Origin of the sequence: Streptomyces sp. NPDC087428 (assembly GCF_044744085.1) — a bacterium.
GTDB lineage: Bacteria > Actinomycetota > Actinomycetes > Streptomycetales > Streptomycetaceae > Streptomyces.
The window spans coordinates 149129-165688 of sequence record NZ_JBIUXR010000006.1; the positions used below are offsets into that span (position 1 = coordinate 149129).

Genomic DNA, 16560 nt, shown 5'->3' on the forward strand with positions numbered 1-16560 from the left:
GCTGGTGCCCAGCGCAGTCTTCCGGTGGGGTTTTCCCCACCCCGTCCCCTGCGGTCAGCCGCAATCGCAGTGTGTGAACCACGCTACGGAGAGGGCGGGACCCGCCACGTCCTCCGCCGGGAGGAACGGCCCCTGGACAGAAGTAAGGAGCTCCCCCTAGGGGGCTCGGCCCCCGGGTGGAGGGGTCTCTGAGGGGCTTGGTCCCCAGGGCGCGCCCACCGGGTGGAGCGCCCCGCCCCCGGCGTCCGCCGTCACTGCCCCCTGCCCCGGAAGAGCCGCAGGTGAGACAGTGTCCGAAATTACGTGCATGGGGAAGGAATCCTGGTGAGCGGCGCGAGCGGCGGTACGGAAGCGATATCGGGGTCGGGGCTCGGCCCCGCACCCTCCCCCGCGAAACCCCGCGGCCGCGGTCCCGTCGTCGCGGCCCTGATGCTCTGCATGGCGCTGGCCGCCATCGACGGCACCATCGTCTCCACCGCGATCCCGCAGATCGTCGGCGACCTGGGCGGGTTCTCCGTCTTCTCCTGGCTCTTCTCCGGCTATCTGCTGGCCGTGACCGTCACCCTGCCGGTGTACGGGAAGCTCTCCGACACCTTCGGCCGCAAGCCGGTCCTGATCGCCGGCGTGATCCTCTTCCTGTTCGGCTCGGTGCTCTGCGCCGCCGCCTGGAACATGGCCGCGCTGATCGCCTTCCGGGTCGTGCAGGGGATCGGCGGCGGCGCGCTCCAGGGCACCGTCCAGACCATCGCGGCGGACCTCTACCCGCTCAGGGAGCGCCCGAAGATCCAGGCGAAGCTGTCCACCGTCTGGGCCACGTCGGCGGTCACCGGACCGGTGCTCGGCGGGCTGTTCGCGGTGTACGCGGACTGGCGCTGGATCTTCCTGATCAACCTGCCGATCGGGGCGGTCGCCCTCTGGCTCGTCGCCCGCCACCTCCACGAGCCGTCCCGCGTCCGCCGCGCGGCCGGCGCCCCCCGTCCCCGGATCGACTGGGCGGGCTCCCTCGCCGTCTTCGCGACCGGCGCCCTGCTGCTGACCGCGCTCGTCCAGGGCGGGGTCGCCTGGCCCTGGCTGTCGGCGCCCTCCCTCGGGCTCCTGGCGGCGACCGCCGCGCTCGCGGCGCTGACGGTGTTCATCGAACGGCGCGCCGCGGAGCCGGTCATCCCCGGCTGGGTGTGGCGGCGGCGCACCATCGCCTCCGTCAACCTCGCCCTGGGCGCGATGGGTCTGCTGATGGTCGCGCCGACCGTCTTCCTGCCGACGTACGCGCAGTCGGTGCTGGGCCTCGGGCCGATCGCCGCCGGTTTCGTGCTGTCGGTGATGACGCTGAGCTGGCCGGTGTCGGCGGCGTTCTCCAACCGGGTCTACAACCGCATCGGCTTCCGCCGTACCGCGATCATCGGGATGTCCGGCGCGCTGCTGGTCCTGCTCGCCTTTCCGCTGCTGCCCTACCCGGGCCGGGCCTGGCAGCCCGCCCTGATCATGCTGCTGCTCGGCGCCGCGCTCGGGCTGTTCCAGCTCCCGCTGATCGTCGGCGTCCAGTCGACCGTCGGCTGGGCCGAACGCGGTACGACGACGGCCTCCGTGCTCTTCTGCCGCCAGCTGGGCCAGAGCATCGGCGCCGCGCTGTTCGGCGCCGTCGCCAACGGTGTCCTGGCCTCCCGGCTCGCCGACGCCCCCGTCCCGGGTCTGCCCGGCGATCTGGACTCCGTCTCGCACGCCCTGGACGACCCGGGGGCGCTGAGCGCGGCGGCGACGGACTATCTGCGGCGGGCCGTCGACGCCGCCGTCGACCGGGTCTACCTCGGGGCGGCCGCGGCCGCCGTCGTCGCCCTGCTGGTCCTGGTCTTCGTGGCCCCGCGCCGCTTCCCGATCCTGGCCGAGGAACCGGACAGCGCCCCCTCGGCCGCCGGACCGGCAGACTGAGGGGGCGCTGAGGGGAGACCGTGGCCGGTCGGGCGTACCCGTGTGAGGGTCAGCTCCTGGCCGCGGCGACCTCGGGTGCGGCGGGCGCGTCGGTCTTCTCGCCGGTGGCGCCGGACCCGCGCACGGCCGGGATGAACGCCGAGATCGCCGCGGCGATGACGGCGACGGCGCAGCCGAACATCAGGCCGGTACGGAACCCGGCCTCTGTGGTGAGGGTGAAGCCACCCATCTCCGCGGTCATCTGCGAGAGGACCGCACCGATCACGGCGGCGCCGATCGAGGTGCCGAGCGCGCGCATGAGGGTGTTGAACCCGTTGGCGGCGGCCGTCTCGGACGCCGGGACCGCGCTCATGATCAGGGCGGGCATCGCGCCGTAGGCGAGGCCGACGCCGCTGCTGCTGACCATGAGGAACAGCATCAGCCCCCAGGCGGAGCCCATCAGGAGGATGCCGAGGCCGTAGGCGGCGGCGATGACCAGCACACCGGAGATCAGCGTGAACTTCGGGCCGCGGGCGTCGGTGAGCTTTCCGCCGAACGGGGAGACGATCATCATCATGATGCCGCCGGGGGCCATCCACAGGCCCGCCGCGAGCATCGACTGGCCCAGGCCGTAGCCGGTGGCCTCGGGGAACTGGAGCAGCTGCGGCGCGATCAGCATTCCGGCGTACATGCCGAAACCGACGAAGAGCGACGCGAGGTTGGTGATGAGCACCCGGGGGCGGGCCGTGGTGCGCAGGTCGACCAGCGGGTCCTTGGTGCGCAGTTCCCAGAAGCCCCAGCCGATCAGCACCACGACGGAGGCGGCGAACAGGCCGATCGTCGTCGAGGAGGCCCAGCCCCACTCGGCGCCCTTGGAGACGGCGAGGAGCAGGCAGACCAGACCGACGGCGAGGCCGAGGGCGCCGGGCACGTCGAAGCGCTGCCCCTTGGCGCCGGCCGGAACGTCCGGGATCAGGAACCAGATCAGTGCGGCGATGGTGAGGGCCAGCACGGCGGAGCCCCAGAACAGCACCCGCCAGCTCGCGTACTGGGCGACCGCGGAGGCGATCGGCAGACCGAGGGCGCCGCCGATACCGAGGGAGGCGCTGACCAGGGCGATGGAGGAGCTCAGCTTCTCCTTCGGAACCACGTCACGCAGCAGGGCGATGCCGAGCGGCACCATGCCCATGCCCATGCCCTGCAGACCGCGTCCGACGATCATGGGGACGACGGTGGACGCGAGGGCGCACACCACGGAACCGACGAACAGCGGCACCGCGCACACGAGCAGCATCCGGCGCTTGCCCAGCAGGTCACCCAGCCGTCCGGAGACCGGCACGCACACCGCGGAGACCAGCAGGGTGACCGTGATCACCCAGGTGGCGTTGGAGGACGTCGTGTCGAGGAGCTTCGGCAGCTCCGCGATGAGCGGGGTGACCAGGGTCTGCATGACCGCCGCCACGGTGCCGGCGAAGGCGAGAGTCGCGACCACACCGCCCGTTCTGGCTGTCGGCTGGGGGGCATCCATGAGGTGGAACTCCTTGGGGTCGTCTCGTGCACCGAATAGCGATGTGCATCGTACATGCCTAATGTGTCATACACACCACATGGCTGATGCACGCCGCATGAGAGCATGAGCCGGCGTTCGGAAACCGACGCACGACCGCCCCCGGAGCAGGAGCAGGAGGCCGCGGACATGTCCAGGCCCACGGACGAAGTGGAGTACGAGCAGATGCTGCTCGGGCGACACGACCTCGCCCACCACCGGGGCGGACGGCACAAGTACGCGCTCATGGACCGGAGCGCCTACATCCTGCTCAGCCGCATCCGGGTCCAGGGCCCCATGTCCAACGGCGAACTCAGCGCGGCCTTCGGCCTCGACGCCTCCACCCTCAACCGGCAGACCGCCGCGGCGACCCGCGCCGGACTGGTCGAACGCATCCCCGACCCCGACGGCGGCATGGCCCGCAAATTCCGCATCACCGACCGGGGCGCCGCGCTCCTCGACCAGGAACGCGAACGCGTCGTACGCGCCCTGGACCAGGTCATGAACGACTGGCCGGAGGAGGACATCGCCACCTTCGCCGGCTACCTCAAACGCTTCAACAGCGGCATCGAGCAACTCTCCAAGAAGCCCTGGCCGCGCCCCTGACGGGCCTGAGCGGGGGCCCTCAGTCCTCCGCCGGGGTCACCCGGCCGGTGAGCGCGGCCAGCGAATGACGCACATGCGTCATGTGCGCCTGCACCTCCTCGCGGCCCTCCTCGTGCTCCCGCAGCACCCGATCCGTCTCCCGGACCACCCGCTCCTCACGCACCCGGGCCGCCGCGACCAGCTCCGCACCCCGCGCCTCCGCGTCCTCCTGGCCGTGCCGCGCCGCCTCCTCCGCCTCGGCCAGCGCCCGGCGCGCCTCGGCCAGAGCGGCCTCCGCCCGCCCGGTCAGCTCCGTGTGCTCCGCGGACTGCGCCGACTCGGCGTCCGCCAGCTCCTGACCGGCCGCCTTCCACCGCTCGGCGTGCTCCTGCTCCTGATGCGCCAGCACACTCGCGGTACGGCTGCGTGTCGCCTCCATCGCGGCGTCCGCCTCCTCGCGCACCGCCCCCGCTTCCTGCCGCGCCCCGGCCAGCGCCTCACCGGCCGAACCCTCCGCCCCGGCCAGCACACGCTCCGCATGGGCCACCGCGGCCGCCCGCATCGCCTCCGCGTCCGCACGGGCCGACTCGCGCAAGGCCCGCGCCGACGCGTCCACCGCGTCCCGCAAGGACCGCGCGTCCTCCAGCGCGGCACCCCGCACGGTCTCCGCCTCGCCCTCGGCGAGCGCCAGGATCTGCTGCGCCCGCTCCCCCAGCGACGCGTAGTCCTGCGGCGCCAGCGCGGCGACGGCCTCGTCCAGCCGGGCCGACTCCGCGATCAGCGTCTCCACCAGCGCCGTCAGCCGCGCCACCTGCTCCTGGGCCCCGTCCCGCTCGGCGGACAGCTCGGCCACCACGCGGTCCACCTGCTCCGGACGGTAACCACGTCCGCGCACACCCACGAAGCCGTGCGCGGGCACCGGTGCAGAACTCATCCTTGACGCCTCTTTCCGACTCTCCGACCCGACCCGAGCATCGAGCGATACGCCAAGGATGCGGCAATTGGCTGAGAAGTCGGAATCCTTTCGACGCTTTCCGGACGGAAGCGACGGGCATCACAGACGCCAAAGGCGTGGCGCCCCGTCCCCAGCAGGGAACAGGGCACCACGCCCGAAGAACTACGACGCGGACCGGACGATCAGATCAAGCCGTCCCACATCTGCTCCAGCAGCACCGACCACCAGCTCTCCGGCGACGCGAGCGCCGCCGGGTCCAGCGCGACGAGCTGCGCCTGGAAGTCGACCGTCCAGCGGCCGGCCTGTTCCGGGTTGAGCCCGTACCGCAGCCGCCACATCCGGCCCAGCAGGGCCAGCGAACGGGTGAACTCCGGCAGCCCGGTGTTCACGAACTGCGGCGGCACCGACTGCCCGCCGGGCCCCGCCTCCACCGGCACGGCCACGACGTTCGCCGTCCCGTACTGCACACAGATCGCCCGGCCGAAGTCCGAACCCATCACGAGGTACGACCCCGCGTCGGACGCCGGCTGCACCTGCCGCTGCGCGGCGAGCTCGGCCAGCGTCGGCACCACCGGCTGCCCCGGCTGCGCCCAGAAGAACGGCCCGAAGTCGGCGGGCAGCCCCGCCCACACCAGGGTCCGCGCCACGACCTCCGGCACACCCTGCCGGGACACCGCACGCTGATCGAAACGCAGCACGCCCTGCGGACCGAACGTCTGGAGCAGCTCCTCCGCGACGGCCTCCGCCGGCACCGGCAGCGCGGGCGGCAGCTGCGGCAGCGGCGCCCGGACCGGCGCCGGCCGCGCCGGACCGTCCGCGACCTGGTGCAGCTCACCCTGGTGGGTGAGCAGATGCTGCATACCCTGCTGCCGGCTCGCGTGATCGGTGCCGTACGGGGCGACGCTGGTGATCCGCACCTGCGGCCAGGTCTCCCGGATCATCCGGGCGCAGTAACCACCCGGCAGCTCACAGGACTCCAGCTCCGTGTGCAGCTCGATGACCTGCTGCGGCGGCACGTTCATGGCCCGCAGCTCGTGCAGCATCTGCCACTCGGGGTGCGGGGTGCCGGGCGCCGAACGGCGGATCAGCTGCTGCTCACTGCCGTCGGGGCCGCGGTAGCGCAGCACGGCCTGGTAGCCGGGGCCGACCGTCGGCTGGCCGAGAGGCGCCTGCGGGTACCCGTACGCCGGGGGCGGCGGGGTGTGGCCGGGCGGCGGCACCGGACCCGGGGCGCCCCCCATCGGCGCACCGGGCGGCCCCGGAGGCTGCGGAACCGGCGGACCCACCTGCCCCGGACCCGCGAGCATCGTCGCGGCGTGGTGCACACCGACACCGGGCGGCGTCGCACCGGGAGGACCAGGCGGACCAGGCGGACCAGGAGGCTGCGGAGCACCCGGAACACCGGGCGGACCGGGCGGCTGCGGAACCGGCGGACCCACCTGCCCCGGACCCGCGAGCATCGTGGCCGCGTGGTGCGCACCGACACCGGGAGGCGGCGTCGCACCAGGAGGACCGGGAGGACCGGGCGGACCGGGCGGACCGGGCGGCCGCGGGGCACCCGGAGCACCGGGCGGGCCAAGAGGCTGCGGGGCACCCGGGACACCGGGCGGGCCGGGCGGCTGGGGGACCGGCGGACCGGCCTGGCCCGGGGCCGCGAACATCGTGGCCGCCTGGTGCACGTTGCCACCGGGCGGCGGCGTCGCACCAGGAGGACCAGGCGGACCGGGAGGACCGGGCGGCTGGGGCGCGCCGGGCGGGCCCTGCTGCGGGGCGAGCTGCGTCGGCATGTACCCGCCCGCGGGGGCACCGGGCGCACCCGGCCCCGACGGCGGCGGCAGCTGCGCACCCGGAACGCCGGGGGCACCGGGCGGCGGCGGAGTCGTCGAACCCCCGCCACGCCCACCCCGCGGCGAGACGGGCGCCTTGCTGGTCGCCTGCTGCGAGATGTCCCCCGAACCGGGACCCTGCGAGTCGAGACCGGGCACGATCGCCGTCCGGGGCAGCTGGCTCCCGCCGGACATCAGCGCGGTCGGCGCGTCGGCCGGCACCATCCTGGGCGGCGCGCCCTCGTCGTCCGCGCCCGACAGCGGCGGCGCGAACACCGTGGCGGGCAGCCCCACCTCACCCTCGTCGGAACCGGCGTTGGTATCGGTCCCCGCCCACGGCGTGGCCCCGGCCGGCTGCTGCGGCGAGGACGCCGGAACCCCCTCGTACGCGGTGGGCTCGTACGCACCCGGCCCGTCCGACGGAGAAGGAGGATGAGGAGGAGAAGGAAGGGGAGAAGGCGGCGGAAGAGGGGAAGGAGCAGCGGGGGCGGGGGCGGCTGCCTGCGGCGGCACCCGCTCCCCGGCACGGTCCGCCCGCCGGTCCGGGATACCGAGCTTGTCCGCCGCCTCCTGGAGCCACTCGGGCGGGCTCAACAGGAACGACGTCTGATTCAGGTCGACGCGCTGCGGCGGCTCCGGGGCGGCCGGCGCCACATCCGGGGCACCGTACTCCTCCTCGTACCGCCGGATCACCTCACCGACCGGCAGTCCGGGCCACAACGTCGCCTCACCGCTGTCCCGGGCGATCACCAGCCGCTGCCGGCCGCCGTCCGAGACCGGGCCGTCGACCCGGTCCTCGGACCACACCACGAAACCCAGTTCGAACTCACGCACCCGCACCTCGCGGTGCTGATACGCCGCGACGTCACCGTTGACCCACTCGTCCGCGCGCTCCTGCGCCTGCGCAAAAGTCACCACCGCGCTCACCCCTCCACCGGGACGGCGCGCGCGAAGCCACCGTCCACCATCAGGTTCGCCACCGTCTCCAGCTCCGGCGGATTACCCGCGAGACGCTGCAGAAAGGCATCGAAGTCCGCACCGCACGGCAGCAGCAGCCGGTCCACCCGCTCCTGGACGCTCCAGCCGTCCTGATCCCGCGCGTCGTCGTACGCGCAGAACCAGACCGAACCGATGCCCTGGCCCCGGACCTTCACCGCGAGGATGCCGCCCTGGACGAAACCGACCCCCAGGTAGTCCTTGGTCAGATGGTCCCGCAGGCACTTGTTGACGTACACCAGGTCGTTCACCGCGGCCTCGTCGCGCACCGTGAAGAACGGCTGGTCGACCAGCAGCCCGAGCTCCGCGTCGAGCGCCGCGCCCACCGGGGCCGAACCGCCCGCCGCCTTCAGGAACGAACGGTAGGCACCGGGCAGCCGGTAGCCGAGATCCTCCTCGACCCCCTGGACCTGCTGCTCGCTCACCGCCACGGCCCCCTTCGGGAGCCGGAAGTGCGCGGGCCGGGTCTCCTGGAGCGGACGCGTACCCCGCTTGTTCTGGTCCACCGCGGTCGTCGCGAGACCGCCGTGATGCCGCAGCAGCGCCTTCACCTCGACCGGGACCAGCTCCATCCGCCGGCCGCCCGGCACGTGGTGCCAGGTCCAGCCGTGCGGGGTGGCCACCGCCGGAATGGTGTCCCACAGCTCATGGCCACTGGCCGCCAGCGCCGCGTTCGCCGACACGTAGTCCGTGAGCCGCAGTTCGTCGACACCGAAGCCCTGCGGGGGCTCGGCGATCTCGGCGACGGCGCGCGCGTACGGCGCGAACTCCGGACAGCCGTTCCCGTCCATGCGCACACCTCTGGGGTGGCGGGACGCCCGGACAGGATCCGGGAAGTGCACGAGCTGCCCGGCGTAGGCCCCGTTCGGTGGCGCGGCTTGCTGCCCGAGCCGACCTGTCGTCATGGCGGTTGCCCCCTGCTGCGTCTGGCTGATGAGGACCGACCTGCCCATGGGGGCGGTCCAGGCACAGCCTATGCGGTGCCGCAAGAAGGGCACCCGCCCCACCGGCCACCCGCCACTTCCGTCACGAACCGTCACAACGATGTGCCGAATGAGCGACGGACAGGCCCCTCCCGGGCGACACGCGCACACGTTTTCCCGACCCAGCTTTCACACGACCCGACACATTTGGCAGGCTGTCACCGCATACACGGGGGCGTGCACATTCGGCAGCGGCCGCTGCGGGCACGGGAGGGACAACGCACCATGCACACCGCACACTCTGCACACACCGTCACATCCGGGGACCCACGACTCAGCTGGAGCAGCACCGAGAACAGCCACGCACCCCGTCTCACCCACCGCCGCGACGGCATCCTGCCCGCCGTGGCCGCAGCGCTGTCCGTACGCGGTGAGACGCTCACCTGCACCGCGGGCAAGGGTGACCAGGCGCCCGTACTGCACCACCTCGTCCAGGACTTCCTCGACACCCTCACCAGCGGCCAGCGGGAACGCTTCACCGGCCGCTGCCCCGAAGCGATACTGCTCTCCCGGCACCTCACCGCCGCGGAGTCCGGCCGTTCCAAGCGGGCCCAGCGCAAGCCCCTCACCAACGGCGAGGCCCGCCGCGCGCTCAAGCACGCCCGGCTCACCGCACGCCGCATCCGCGAGGACGGCGACCCCCTGCACGGCAGCTACGCACCGCCCTGCCGGTCCTGTTCGGTGATGCTCGCCCACTTCGGCGTACGCCCCGTCGACCTCACCACGACCGGAGCGGCGACCACCGCAGAGAAGGGCTGACCGCGCCCCCATGGCCGACAGAAACGACTTCCCCGAACAGGCGGGCCCGGCGCACCTCGACCGCCAGGTCTCCACCCGCTTCCCCGTCGCCGTCGACGCCGCCCTGCGCACCGCCGGCTGGCAGCCGGGCCGCTGGGACATCCGGCAGGCCGAGGAGTGGGCCGACGCGCTGCGCTCGCACGCCTCGCCGGCCGGCCACCAGCACGCCGTCTTCCCGTCAGCGGTCGAGGCCTGGGCCGAATTCGGCGGCCTGCACCTCACCGCGACCGCGCCCGGCCGCCAGATCGCACCGGCGGCGGTACGGATCGACCCCCTGCGCGGCCTGCACCTGGCCCGGACCCTGGCGGACCTGGGACGCGCCCTGGAGACCGAGGTCGCCCCGCTGGGAGAGGAAGGGGACGGGCAGGCGGTGCTCGCGATCGACACCGAGGGGCGCGTCTACAGCATCGACCACACCGGCGACTGGTACCTCGGACCGGACATCGACCAGGCCCTGTCCACCCTGGTCACGGGCACCCAGCCGGAACGCCTGACCTCGGGCTGAGCCCGCCTCAGAGCCCGTCCGCCGCACCCCCGTCCGCCCGTCCGCCTCGAACGCCGGACGGGCCGGGCTGGACCGGGCCTGGCTGGACCGTGTCTGGCTAGGTCGTGTCTGGCTGGGTCGTGCCCTCAGGCGCCGGCCGCGTCGGCGTCCGGCAGCACCGCGGAGACCCGGAAGCCGCCGGCGTCCGTCGGGCCGGAGACGAAGACCCCGCCCAGGCCCAGCACCCGTTCCCGCATCCCCACGAGCCCGTTGCCCCCACTGGGCAGCCCGGCATCCGCGGTGGCCGAGTCCGAGGGGCCGTTCTCCACCTGCATGGCGACCTCCGCCTCCCGGTGCGCCAGCCGCACCCACGTCTTCGCGCCGGCCGCGTGCTTGTGCACGTTCGTCAGGGCCTCCTGCACGACCCGGTACGCCGTCTGCTCGACCTCGGGCGCGTACGGACGCGTCTCGCCCTCCACCGAGAGCTCCACCGTCATCCCCGCCGCCCGGGACTCCCCGACCAGCGTCTCGACCTCGTGCAGCCGGGGTCCGTCCTCCGGCGCGATCGCGGCGACCCGGCCGACGGAGGCGAGCGGCACCTTGGTCACCCGCGCCACCATCGGCTCCCCCGTGCGCAGCACCCCGAGCATCTCGCGCAACTCGGTCAGCGCCTGGCGCCCCATGTCCCCGACGAGCGCCGCGTTGCGTACCGCCTTCGCGGGGTCCTTGGGCGCGACCGCCTGGAGGGCCGCGGCGTGGACCACCATCAGGCTCACCCGGTGGGCGACCACATCGTGCATCTCGCGGGCGATCCGGGTCCGCTCCTCCGTGCGCGCCCACTCGGCCCGCTCCTCCGCGCGGTCCGCGAGCAGCGACAGCTCCCGCTCCAGCGAGTCCGCCCGCTCCCGCAGGCTCTCCATCAGCCGGCGCCGGGCCCCTATGTAGAGGCCGAACAGCACGGGCGGCGCGGTGAGCCCCACCGCCATGAAGAGGGAGAGCATCGGGACGTACCAGTCGCCCGGCCCGAAGTCCGCGCTGGCCGAGACGCCCTGGCGCAGCCGTACGTACGTGACGATGAACGTGCCCACCAGCGACATGCTCATCAGCACCACGGTGATCCGCCGCGGTACGTCGGACGCGGCCAGCGTGTACAGGCCGACCAGGCCCATCAGAAAGCCCATCTCGGCCGGTGTCGTCGCGACCGACACCAGGACCACGGCGATCGGCCACCGCCGGCGCACCAGCAGCACGGCCCCCGCGAAGAACCCGAAAACCACCCCCAGAGGCACCGGCAGCCCGGTGTCCCCCGCGAATTCCACCCCTTCCAACGCACACTCCAGCGCCGAGAACAGCGCCAGCCCCACATCCAGTGCGACACTCCGTCGCCGTTCCCACCACCAGTAGCCGCGGGTGGTCGGTCCCGCCGCTTCCCGGTCTGCCCCCGTTGCGGTCATGGCATCCAGCGTACGGGCGGGCGCACCTCGTTTTCGGGTGACCCGGACAGCACGTCGCACGGAAGACCGGTTCGCGAGAACGCCTGCGATGCCTCCCGTGCCCGCCTCGTCATCCGCGTGAGCGGGAGCGCCGAAATCTGTCGTCGCGTAGAAGGGGCTTGGTACGGCATAGTGTTGCGTGCCGATCCGGCGACCCGGGCCAATGTCCGGTTAAGTCGGGATTATTCCCCCATGGTGTAATTGGCAGCACAGTAGCTTTTGGTGCTATTTGTCCGGGTTCAAGTCCTGGTGGGGGAGCTCGGCGTGCGGGCCCCGACCAACCGGTCGGGGCCCGCACTCATGTCCGGTCCAACACCCCCCGGTATCCTGCGGATGTCCACCACCCGAAGCCGAAGGGCATATCCGTGAGCTCCGAACGCCCGGCAGCCGTCGTCGTCCTCGCAGCGGGTGAGGGCACCCGCATGAAGTCGAAGACCCCCAAGGTTCTGCACGAGATCTCCGGGCGCTCGCTCGTCGGACATGTCGTCGCGGCCTCCCGCGAGCTGGCGCCCCAGCACCTCGTCGTGGTCGTCGGCCACGCGAGTGAGCAGGTCACCGCCCACCTCACCGCCGCGGACGCCCAGGTGCGCACCGCCTACCAGGCCGAGCAGAAGGGCACCGGGAACGCGGTGCGCGTCGGGCTCGACGAGCTGGGCGGGACCGTCGCGGGCACCGTCATCGTGGTCTGCGGCGACACCCCGCTGCTGTCCGGCGGGACGCTCACCGCGCTCGCCGCCACCCACACCGCCGACGGCAACGCCGTCACCGTGCTGAGCGCCGAGGTCCCCGACTCGACCGGCTACGGCCGGATCGTCCGCGACCCGGCGACCGGCGCGGTCACCGAGATCGTCGAGCACAAGGACGCCACCGAGGCCCAGCGCGCGATCCGGGAGATCAACTCCGGGGTGTTCGCGTTCGACGGGCAGCTCCTCACGGACGCGCTCGGCAAGGTCCGTACGGACAACAGCCAGGGCGAGGAGTACCTCACCGATGTGCTGTCCATCCTGCGCGAGGCCGGGCACCGGGTCGGCGCCTCGGTCGCCGGGGACCACCGGGAGATCCTCGGGATCAACAACCGGGTGCAGCTCGCGGAGGCCCGCCGGCTGCTGAACCAGCGGCTGCTGGAGCGGGCGATGACGGCGGGCGTGACCGTGGTGGACCCGGCGTCGACGCTGATCGACGTCACCGTGACGTACGAGCGGGACGCGATCGTGCACCCGGGTACCCAGCTGCTGGGGACGACGCATCTCGCGGAGGACGCCGAGGTCGGCCCGAACTCGCGGCTGAAGGACACCGTCGTCGGTGCGGGCGCGCGGGTGGACAACACCGTCGCGGACGGGGCCGAGGTCGGCGCCGGTGCGACGGTCGGTCCGTACGCGTATCTGCGGCCGGGCACACGGCTGGGCGCGAAGGCCAAGGCCGGTACGTACGTGGAGATGAAGAACGCCACGATCGGCGAGGGCACGAAGGTCCCCCACCTGTCGTACGTCGGTGACGCGACGATCGGCGACCACACCAACATCGGTGCCGCGAGCGTGTTCGTGAACTACGACGGTGTGGCCAAGCACCACACGACGATCGGCTCGCACTGCCGTACCGGGTCGGACAATATGTTTGTGGCTCCCGTCACGGTCGGGGACGGTGTCTACACCGCGGCCGGGTCGGTCATCACGAAGGACGTGCCGTCCGGTTCACTGGCCGTGGCCCGTGGCCAGCAAAGGAATATCGAGGGTTGGGTGGCCCGCAAGCGTCCGGGCAGCGCGGCCGCGCAGGCGGCCCAGGCCGCGGCGGAGGAGACCGGCGGCGAAAGCTGACCGGAAACAGGCGCGTCGCGCACGGCGTACCGTGATAGATGCTCACCCCATTTCGGCTGGCTCGTTGCACATCGGGACATCTGCGTGCAGCGCCAGGAACACGTCTGAGGAGACTGTGCTGTGACCGGGATCAAGACGACCGGCGAGAAGAAACTGATGTTCTTCTCCGGCCGCGCCCACCCCGAGCTGGCCGAGGAGGTTGCACACCAACTGGGTGTCGGCCTCGTGCCGACGAAGGCCTTCGATTTCGCCAACGGTGAGATCTACGTCCGATTCCAGGAATCCGCCCGCGGCGCCGACTGCTTCCTGATCCAGAGCCACACGGCTCCGATCAACAAGTGGATCATGGAGCAGCTGATCATGCTGGACGCGCTGAAGCGCGCGTCGGCCCGTTCGATCACGGTGATCGTGCCGTTCTACGGCTACGCCCGTCAGGACAAGAAGCACCGCGGCCGTGAGCCGATCTCGGCCCGTCTGATCGCGGACCTCATGAAGACGGCGGGTGCGGACCGGATTCTCACCGTCGACCTGCACACGGACCAGATCCAGGGCTTCTTCGACGGACCGGTCGACCATCTCTTCGCGCTGCCGATCCTGGCCGACTACGTCGGTGCGAAGGTCGACCGCTCGAAGCTGACGATCGTCTCGCCGGACGCCGGCCGGGTCCGGGTCGCCGACCGCTGGTGCGACCGTCTGGACGCGCCGCTGGCGATCGTGCACAAGCGCCGCGACAAGGACGTGCCGAACCAGGTCAGCGTCCACGAGGTCGTGGGCAACGTCGAGGGCCGGGTCTGTGTCCTGGTCGACGACATGATCGACACGGGCGGCACCATCTGCGCCGCTGCCGACGCCCTGTTCGCGCACGGTGCGGAGGACGTCATAGTGACGGCCACGCACGGGGTGCTCTCGGGTCCGGCAGCCGACCGGCTGAAGAACTCGAAGGTCAGCGAGTTCGTGTTCACGGACACCCTGCCGACGCCGGGTGAGCTGGAGCTCGACAAGATCACGGTGCTCTCGATCGCGCCGACGATCGCCCGCGCGGTGCGCGAGGTCTTCGAGGACGGTTCGGTCACGAGCCTCTTCGAGGAGCAGTAGGCACCAGCAGGCGAGAAGCGTCACAGAAGATCCACTTTGGGGTGCGGCCTCCCCGCCGGGTAGACTCAGCGAGTTGCTCGGCGAGGGAGGCCGTACTCATGGGTACGGCGGTCCGTTATCGACGCGCTCTTCGTAGCAGGCCTGTCGTGGGCCGGGTGACCAATCGGAGTTTTGTCACCTTACGAGGAGTGCAGTCATGGCCGAGATCAAGCTCAACGCCGAGGTCCGTACCGAGTTCGGCAAGGGCGCTGCCCGCCGTACCCGTCGCGCCAGCCTCGTGCCCGCCGTCATCTACGGCCACGGCGCCGAAGCGGTCCACATCACGCTGCCGGCTCACGAGCTTCAGCTCGCGCTGCGTACCGCCAACGTCCTGATCGGTCTGGAGATCGACGGCAAGGACGCGCTGGTCATCCCGAAGGCCGTGCAGCGCAACGCCATCAAGGGCAACATCGAGCACGTCGACCTGCTGACCGTGAAGCGCGGCGAGAAGGTCAACGTCGAGGTCGCGGTGCACGTCGAGGGCGAGCTGGCCCCGGGCGGCAACCTGCTGGAGTACGTGCAGAACACCCTGCTCGTCGAGGCCGAGGCCACCCACATCCCGAACTCCGTCACGGTCTCCATCGCGGGCCTGGACGCCGGCGCCTCGATCCTCGCCAAGGACATCCCGCTGCCGGCCGGTTCCGTGCTGGCCGAGGCCGACCCGGACGCGGTCGTCCTCGCGGTCGTCGCCGCGCAGGCCGAGGAGCCGTCCGCCGAGGGCGACGCCGAGGGCTCCGAGGCCTGAGCCTCGCCCCACCTGCTTGACTGACGGGGCGGCGGTCTTCCTCCGGGGGGATCCGCCGCCCCGTTTTCCCTGTCTGCGACCCACCCGTACGCGAGGAGACCCAGCGCGATGTCCGACGCCACCGACCCCTGGCTGATCGTGGGCCTGGGCAATCCCGGCCCCGAGTACGCGGCGAACCGGCACAACGTGGGCTTCATGGTCGCCGACCTGCTCGCCGGGCGGATCGGCGGGAAGTTCAAGCGGGCGCCGAAGGCCCAGGCGCAGGTGCTGGAGGGCCGGATGGGTCCGCCGGGTCCGCTGAGCCGCCGGGTGGTGCTGGCGAAGCCGATGTCGTACATGAACCTGTCGGGCGGTCCGGTGACGGCGTTGCGCGATTTCTACAAGGTGCCGCTCGACCATGTCGTGGCGGTCCACGACGAGCTGGACATCGACTACGGGGCGCTGCGGCTGAAGCTGGGCGGTGGCGACAACGGTCACAACGGGCTGAAGTCGATGACGAAGTCGATGGGTCCCGACTACCACCGGGTCCGGTTCGGGATCGGGCGTCCGCCGGGCCGGATGCAGGTCGCCGATTTCGTTCTGAAGGACTTCTCGTCCACGGAGCGCAAGGAGCTGGGTTTCCTGGTGGACCGGGCGGCGGATTCGGTGGAGTGCCTGTTGGCGGAGGGTCTGGAGCGCGCGCAGAGCGCGTACAACTCCTGAGCTCCGCGCGGGCGCGAATCCCGACATACCCACCGGTAATCATGCTGTTTTCAGCCACGGCTTGACCGGGTGCGGGGCGCTGGCCAAGGATCGGCCCCCATGAAGCGCAGCTCCTCCCAACGTGCCCTGCATTTCGGCCGAAGCGCCGCGCTCGGCGGTGTCGTCCTGTTGCTGCTGGTGGCGGGTGTGCTGTCCTCGTGGGACACGGCGCATCACATCGTGCTGGCCAAGGGCCGCGAGCACGGAACAATGACGGTCACCGGGTGCGGCAGCGAGGTCTGCACGGGGCCTTACGCGCCGGCCGACGGCGGGTCCGGGCGTTCCCGGGTGTCGGTCGAGAAGTCCGTGGCGGCGAAGAAGGGGGATCGTTTCCCCGTAGTCGTGAAGCCGGGCACCTTCGAGGTGGTGCGGACGGGGACGGGGGGTTTCCTGCACGCGTGGGTGCCGCTGGGCGGTGCGCTGGTGCTCGCCGCGCTGCTGATCGGCGGCGGTCTCCGGCTGCCCCGGATCGCGTGGGGCGCCGGGATCGCGGGTGCGGTCCTGCTGGTGGCGACGTTCTTCGCCCTGTGACGGGACCGCACCCGCGGCGGCGTT

14 protein-coding genes and 1 tRNA gene are annotated in these 16560 nt (G+C 72.0%); 10 read left to right on the forward strand and 5 right to left on the reverse strand.

What is annotated here, in order from left to right; translation table 11 throughout:
- Positions 1–324: 324 nt before the first annotated feature.
- Positions 325–1926 carry an MDR family MFS transporter gene (locus tag ACIO3R_RS14345; protein WP_402105769.1) on the forward strand — a complete coding sequence of 534 codons (1602 nt, stop codon included), beginning with the start codon at positions 325–327 and terminating at the stop codon, positions 1924–1926.
- 49 nt (positions 1927–1975) lie between these two features.
- Here the strand turns inward: ACIO3R_RS14345 and ACIO3R_RS14350 are convergent, their stop codons facing one another.
- Positions 1976–3433, reverse strand: a complete 1458-nt coding sequence (locus ACIO3R_RS14350) for an MFS transporter (protein ID WP_402105771.1) — start codon at positions 3431–3433, stop codon at positions 1976–1978.
- A gap of 168 nt (positions 3434–3601) precedes the next feature.
- Here ACIO3R_RS14350 and ACIO3R_RS14355 point away from each other — a divergent pair, with 168 nt between their 5' ends.
- A complete protein-coding gene (locus tag ACIO3R_RS14355; protein ID WP_385034538.1) occupies positions 3602–4057 on the forward strand; it encodes a MarR family winged helix-turn-helix transcriptional regulator in 456 nt (151 codons plus the stop codon).
- 19 nt (positions 4058–4076) lie between these two features.
- On the opposite strand, the gene ACIO3R_RS14360 is transcribed toward ACIO3R_RS14355, so the two are convergent.
- From ACIO3R_RS14360 to ACIO3R_RS14370, 3 genes are all read right to left on the reverse strand, one after another.
- Positions 4077–4970 (reverse strand): cellulose-binding protein, encoded by an 894-nt coding sequence (locus tag ACIO3R_RS14360; RefSeq protein WP_385034536.1) that lies wholly within the window; start codon positions 4968–4970, stop codon positions 4077–4079.
- A 203-nt stretch (positions 4971–5173) separates the two neighbouring features.
- The gene (locus tag ACIO3R_RS14365; protein WP_402105772.1) at positions 5174–7735 is read right to left on the reverse strand and encodes an SUKH-4 family immunity protein; all 2562 of its coding nucleotides are present in this window, start codon (positions 7733–7735) and stop codon (positions 5174–5176) included.
- 5 nt (positions 7736–7740) lie between these two features.
- A complete protein-coding gene (locus ACIO3R_RS14370) occupies positions 7741–8718 on the reverse strand; it encodes an SMI1/KNR4 family protein (RefSeq protein ID WP_363023951.1) in 978 nt (325 codons plus the stop codon).
- Between the two features lie 303 nt (positions 8719–9021).
- On the opposite strand from ACIO3R_RS14370, the gene ACIO3R_RS14375 reads away from it, so the two are divergent.
- Both ACIO3R_RS14375 and ACIO3R_RS14380 read left to right on the forward strand, forming a co-directional pair.
- Positions 9022–9555 carry a YwqJ-related putative deaminase gene (locus ACIO3R_RS14375; RefSeq protein ID WP_385034532.1) on the forward strand — a complete coding sequence of 178 codons (534 nt, stop codon included), beginning with the start codon at positions 9022–9024 and terminating at the stop codon, positions 9553–9555.
- A 10-nt stretch (positions 9556–9565) separates the two neighbouring features.
- The gene (locus ACIO3R_RS14380) at positions 9566–10099 is read left to right on the forward strand and encodes an SUKH-3 domain-containing protein (protein ID WP_385034530.1); all 534 of its coding nucleotides are present in this window, start codon (positions 9566–9568) and stop codon (positions 10097–10099) included.
- Between the two features lie 125 nt (positions 10100–10224).
- On the opposite strand, the gene ACIO3R_RS14385 is transcribed toward ACIO3R_RS14380, so the two are convergent.
- A complete protein-coding gene (locus ACIO3R_RS14385; protein WP_402105774.1) occupies positions 10225–11532 on the reverse strand; it encodes a sensor histidine kinase in 1308 nt (435 codons plus the stop codon).
- A 225-nt stretch (positions 11533–11757) separates the two neighbouring features.
- Between ACIO3R_RS14385 and ACIO3R_RS14390 the strand changes: the two genes are divergently transcribed.
- The 6 genes from ACIO3R_RS14390 (at position 11758) to ACIO3R_RS14415 (ending at position 16536) form a co-directional block, all read left to right on the forward strand.
- Positions 11758–11829: transfer RNA gene (locus tag ACIO3R_RS14390), tRNA-Gln, on the forward strand.
- 107 nt (positions 11830–11936) lie between these two features.
- Positions 11937–13385 carry a bifunctional UDP-N-acetylglucosamine diphosphorylase/glucosamine-1-phosphate N-acetyltransferase GlmU gene (gene glmU, locus ACIO3R_RS14395; RefSeq protein WP_385347688.1) on the forward strand — a complete coding sequence of 483 codons (1449 nt, stop codon included), beginning with the start codon at positions 11937–11939 and terminating at the stop codon, positions 13383–13385.
- A gap of 120 nt (positions 13386–13505) precedes the next feature.
- Positions 13506–14480: a ribose-phosphate diphosphokinase gene (locus tag ACIO3R_RS14400; RefSeq protein WP_024490433.1), complete on the forward strand. Its 975-nt coding sequence runs from the start codon at positions 13506–13508 to the stop codon at positions 14478–14480.
- A gap of 196 nt (positions 14481–14676) precedes the next feature.
- Positions 14677–15264, forward strand: a complete 588-nt coding sequence (locus ACIO3R_RS14405; RefSeq protein ID WP_385034524.1) for a 50S ribosomal protein L25/general stress protein Ctc — start codon at positions 14677–14679, stop codon at positions 15262–15264.
- 108 nt (positions 15265–15372) lie between these two features.
- Complete coding sequence (gene pth, locus ACIO3R_RS14410) at positions 15373–15966, forward strand: aminoacyl-tRNA hydrolase (RefSeq protein ID WP_385034522.1); 594 nt, start codon at positions 15373–15375, stop codon at positions 15964–15966.
- A 99-nt stretch (positions 15967–16065) separates the two neighbouring features.
- Positions 16066–16536, forward strand: coding sequence for a hypothetical protein (locus ACIO3R_RS14415; protein ID WP_385034520.1), 471 nt, complete (start codon positions 16066–16068; stop codon positions 16534–16536).
- Positions 16537–16560 lie beyond the last annotated feature (24 nt).

Coding starts and splice junctions, on each gene's coding strand:
- ACIO3R_RS14350 (WP_402105771.1), bottom strand. CDS start 3,433: ATGGATGCCCCCCAGCCGACAGCCAGAACGGGCGGTGTGGTCGCGACT.
- ACIO3R_RS14355 (WP_385034538.1), top strand. CDS start 3,602: ATGTCCAGGCCCACGGACGAAGTGGAGTACGAGCAGATGCTGCTCGGG.
- ACIO3R_RS14360 (WP_385034536.1), bottom strand. CDS start 4,970: ATGAGTTCTGCACCGGTGCCCGCGCACGGCTTCGTGGGTGTGCGCGGA.
- ACIO3R_RS14370 (WP_363023951.1), bottom strand. CDS start 8,718: ATGACGACAGGTCGGCTCGGGCAGCAAGCCGCGCCACCGAACGGGGCC.
- ACIO3R_RS14375 (WP_385034532.1), top strand. CDS start 9,022: ATGCACACCGCACACTCTGCACACACCGTCACATCCGGGGACCCACGA.
- ACIO3R_RS14380 (WP_385034530.1), top strand. CDS start 9,566: ATGGCCGACAGAAACGACTTCCCCGAACAGGCGGGCCCGGCGCACCTC.
- ACIO3R_RS14385 (WP_402105774.1), bottom strand. CDS start 11,532: ATGACCGCAACGGGGGCAGACCGGGAAGCGGCGGGACCGACCACCCGC.
- ACIO3R_RS14405 (WP_385034524.1), top strand. CDS start 14,677: ATGGCCGAGATCAAGCTCAACGCCGAGGTCCGTACCGAGTTCGGCAAG.
- pth (WP_385034522.1), top strand. CDS start 15,373: ATGTCCGACGCCACCGACCCCTGGCTGATCGTGGGCCTGGGCAATCCC.
- ACIO3R_RS14415 (WP_385034520.1), top strand. CDS start 16,066: ATGAAGCGCAGCTCCTCCCAACGTGCCCTGCATTTCGGCCGAAGCGCC.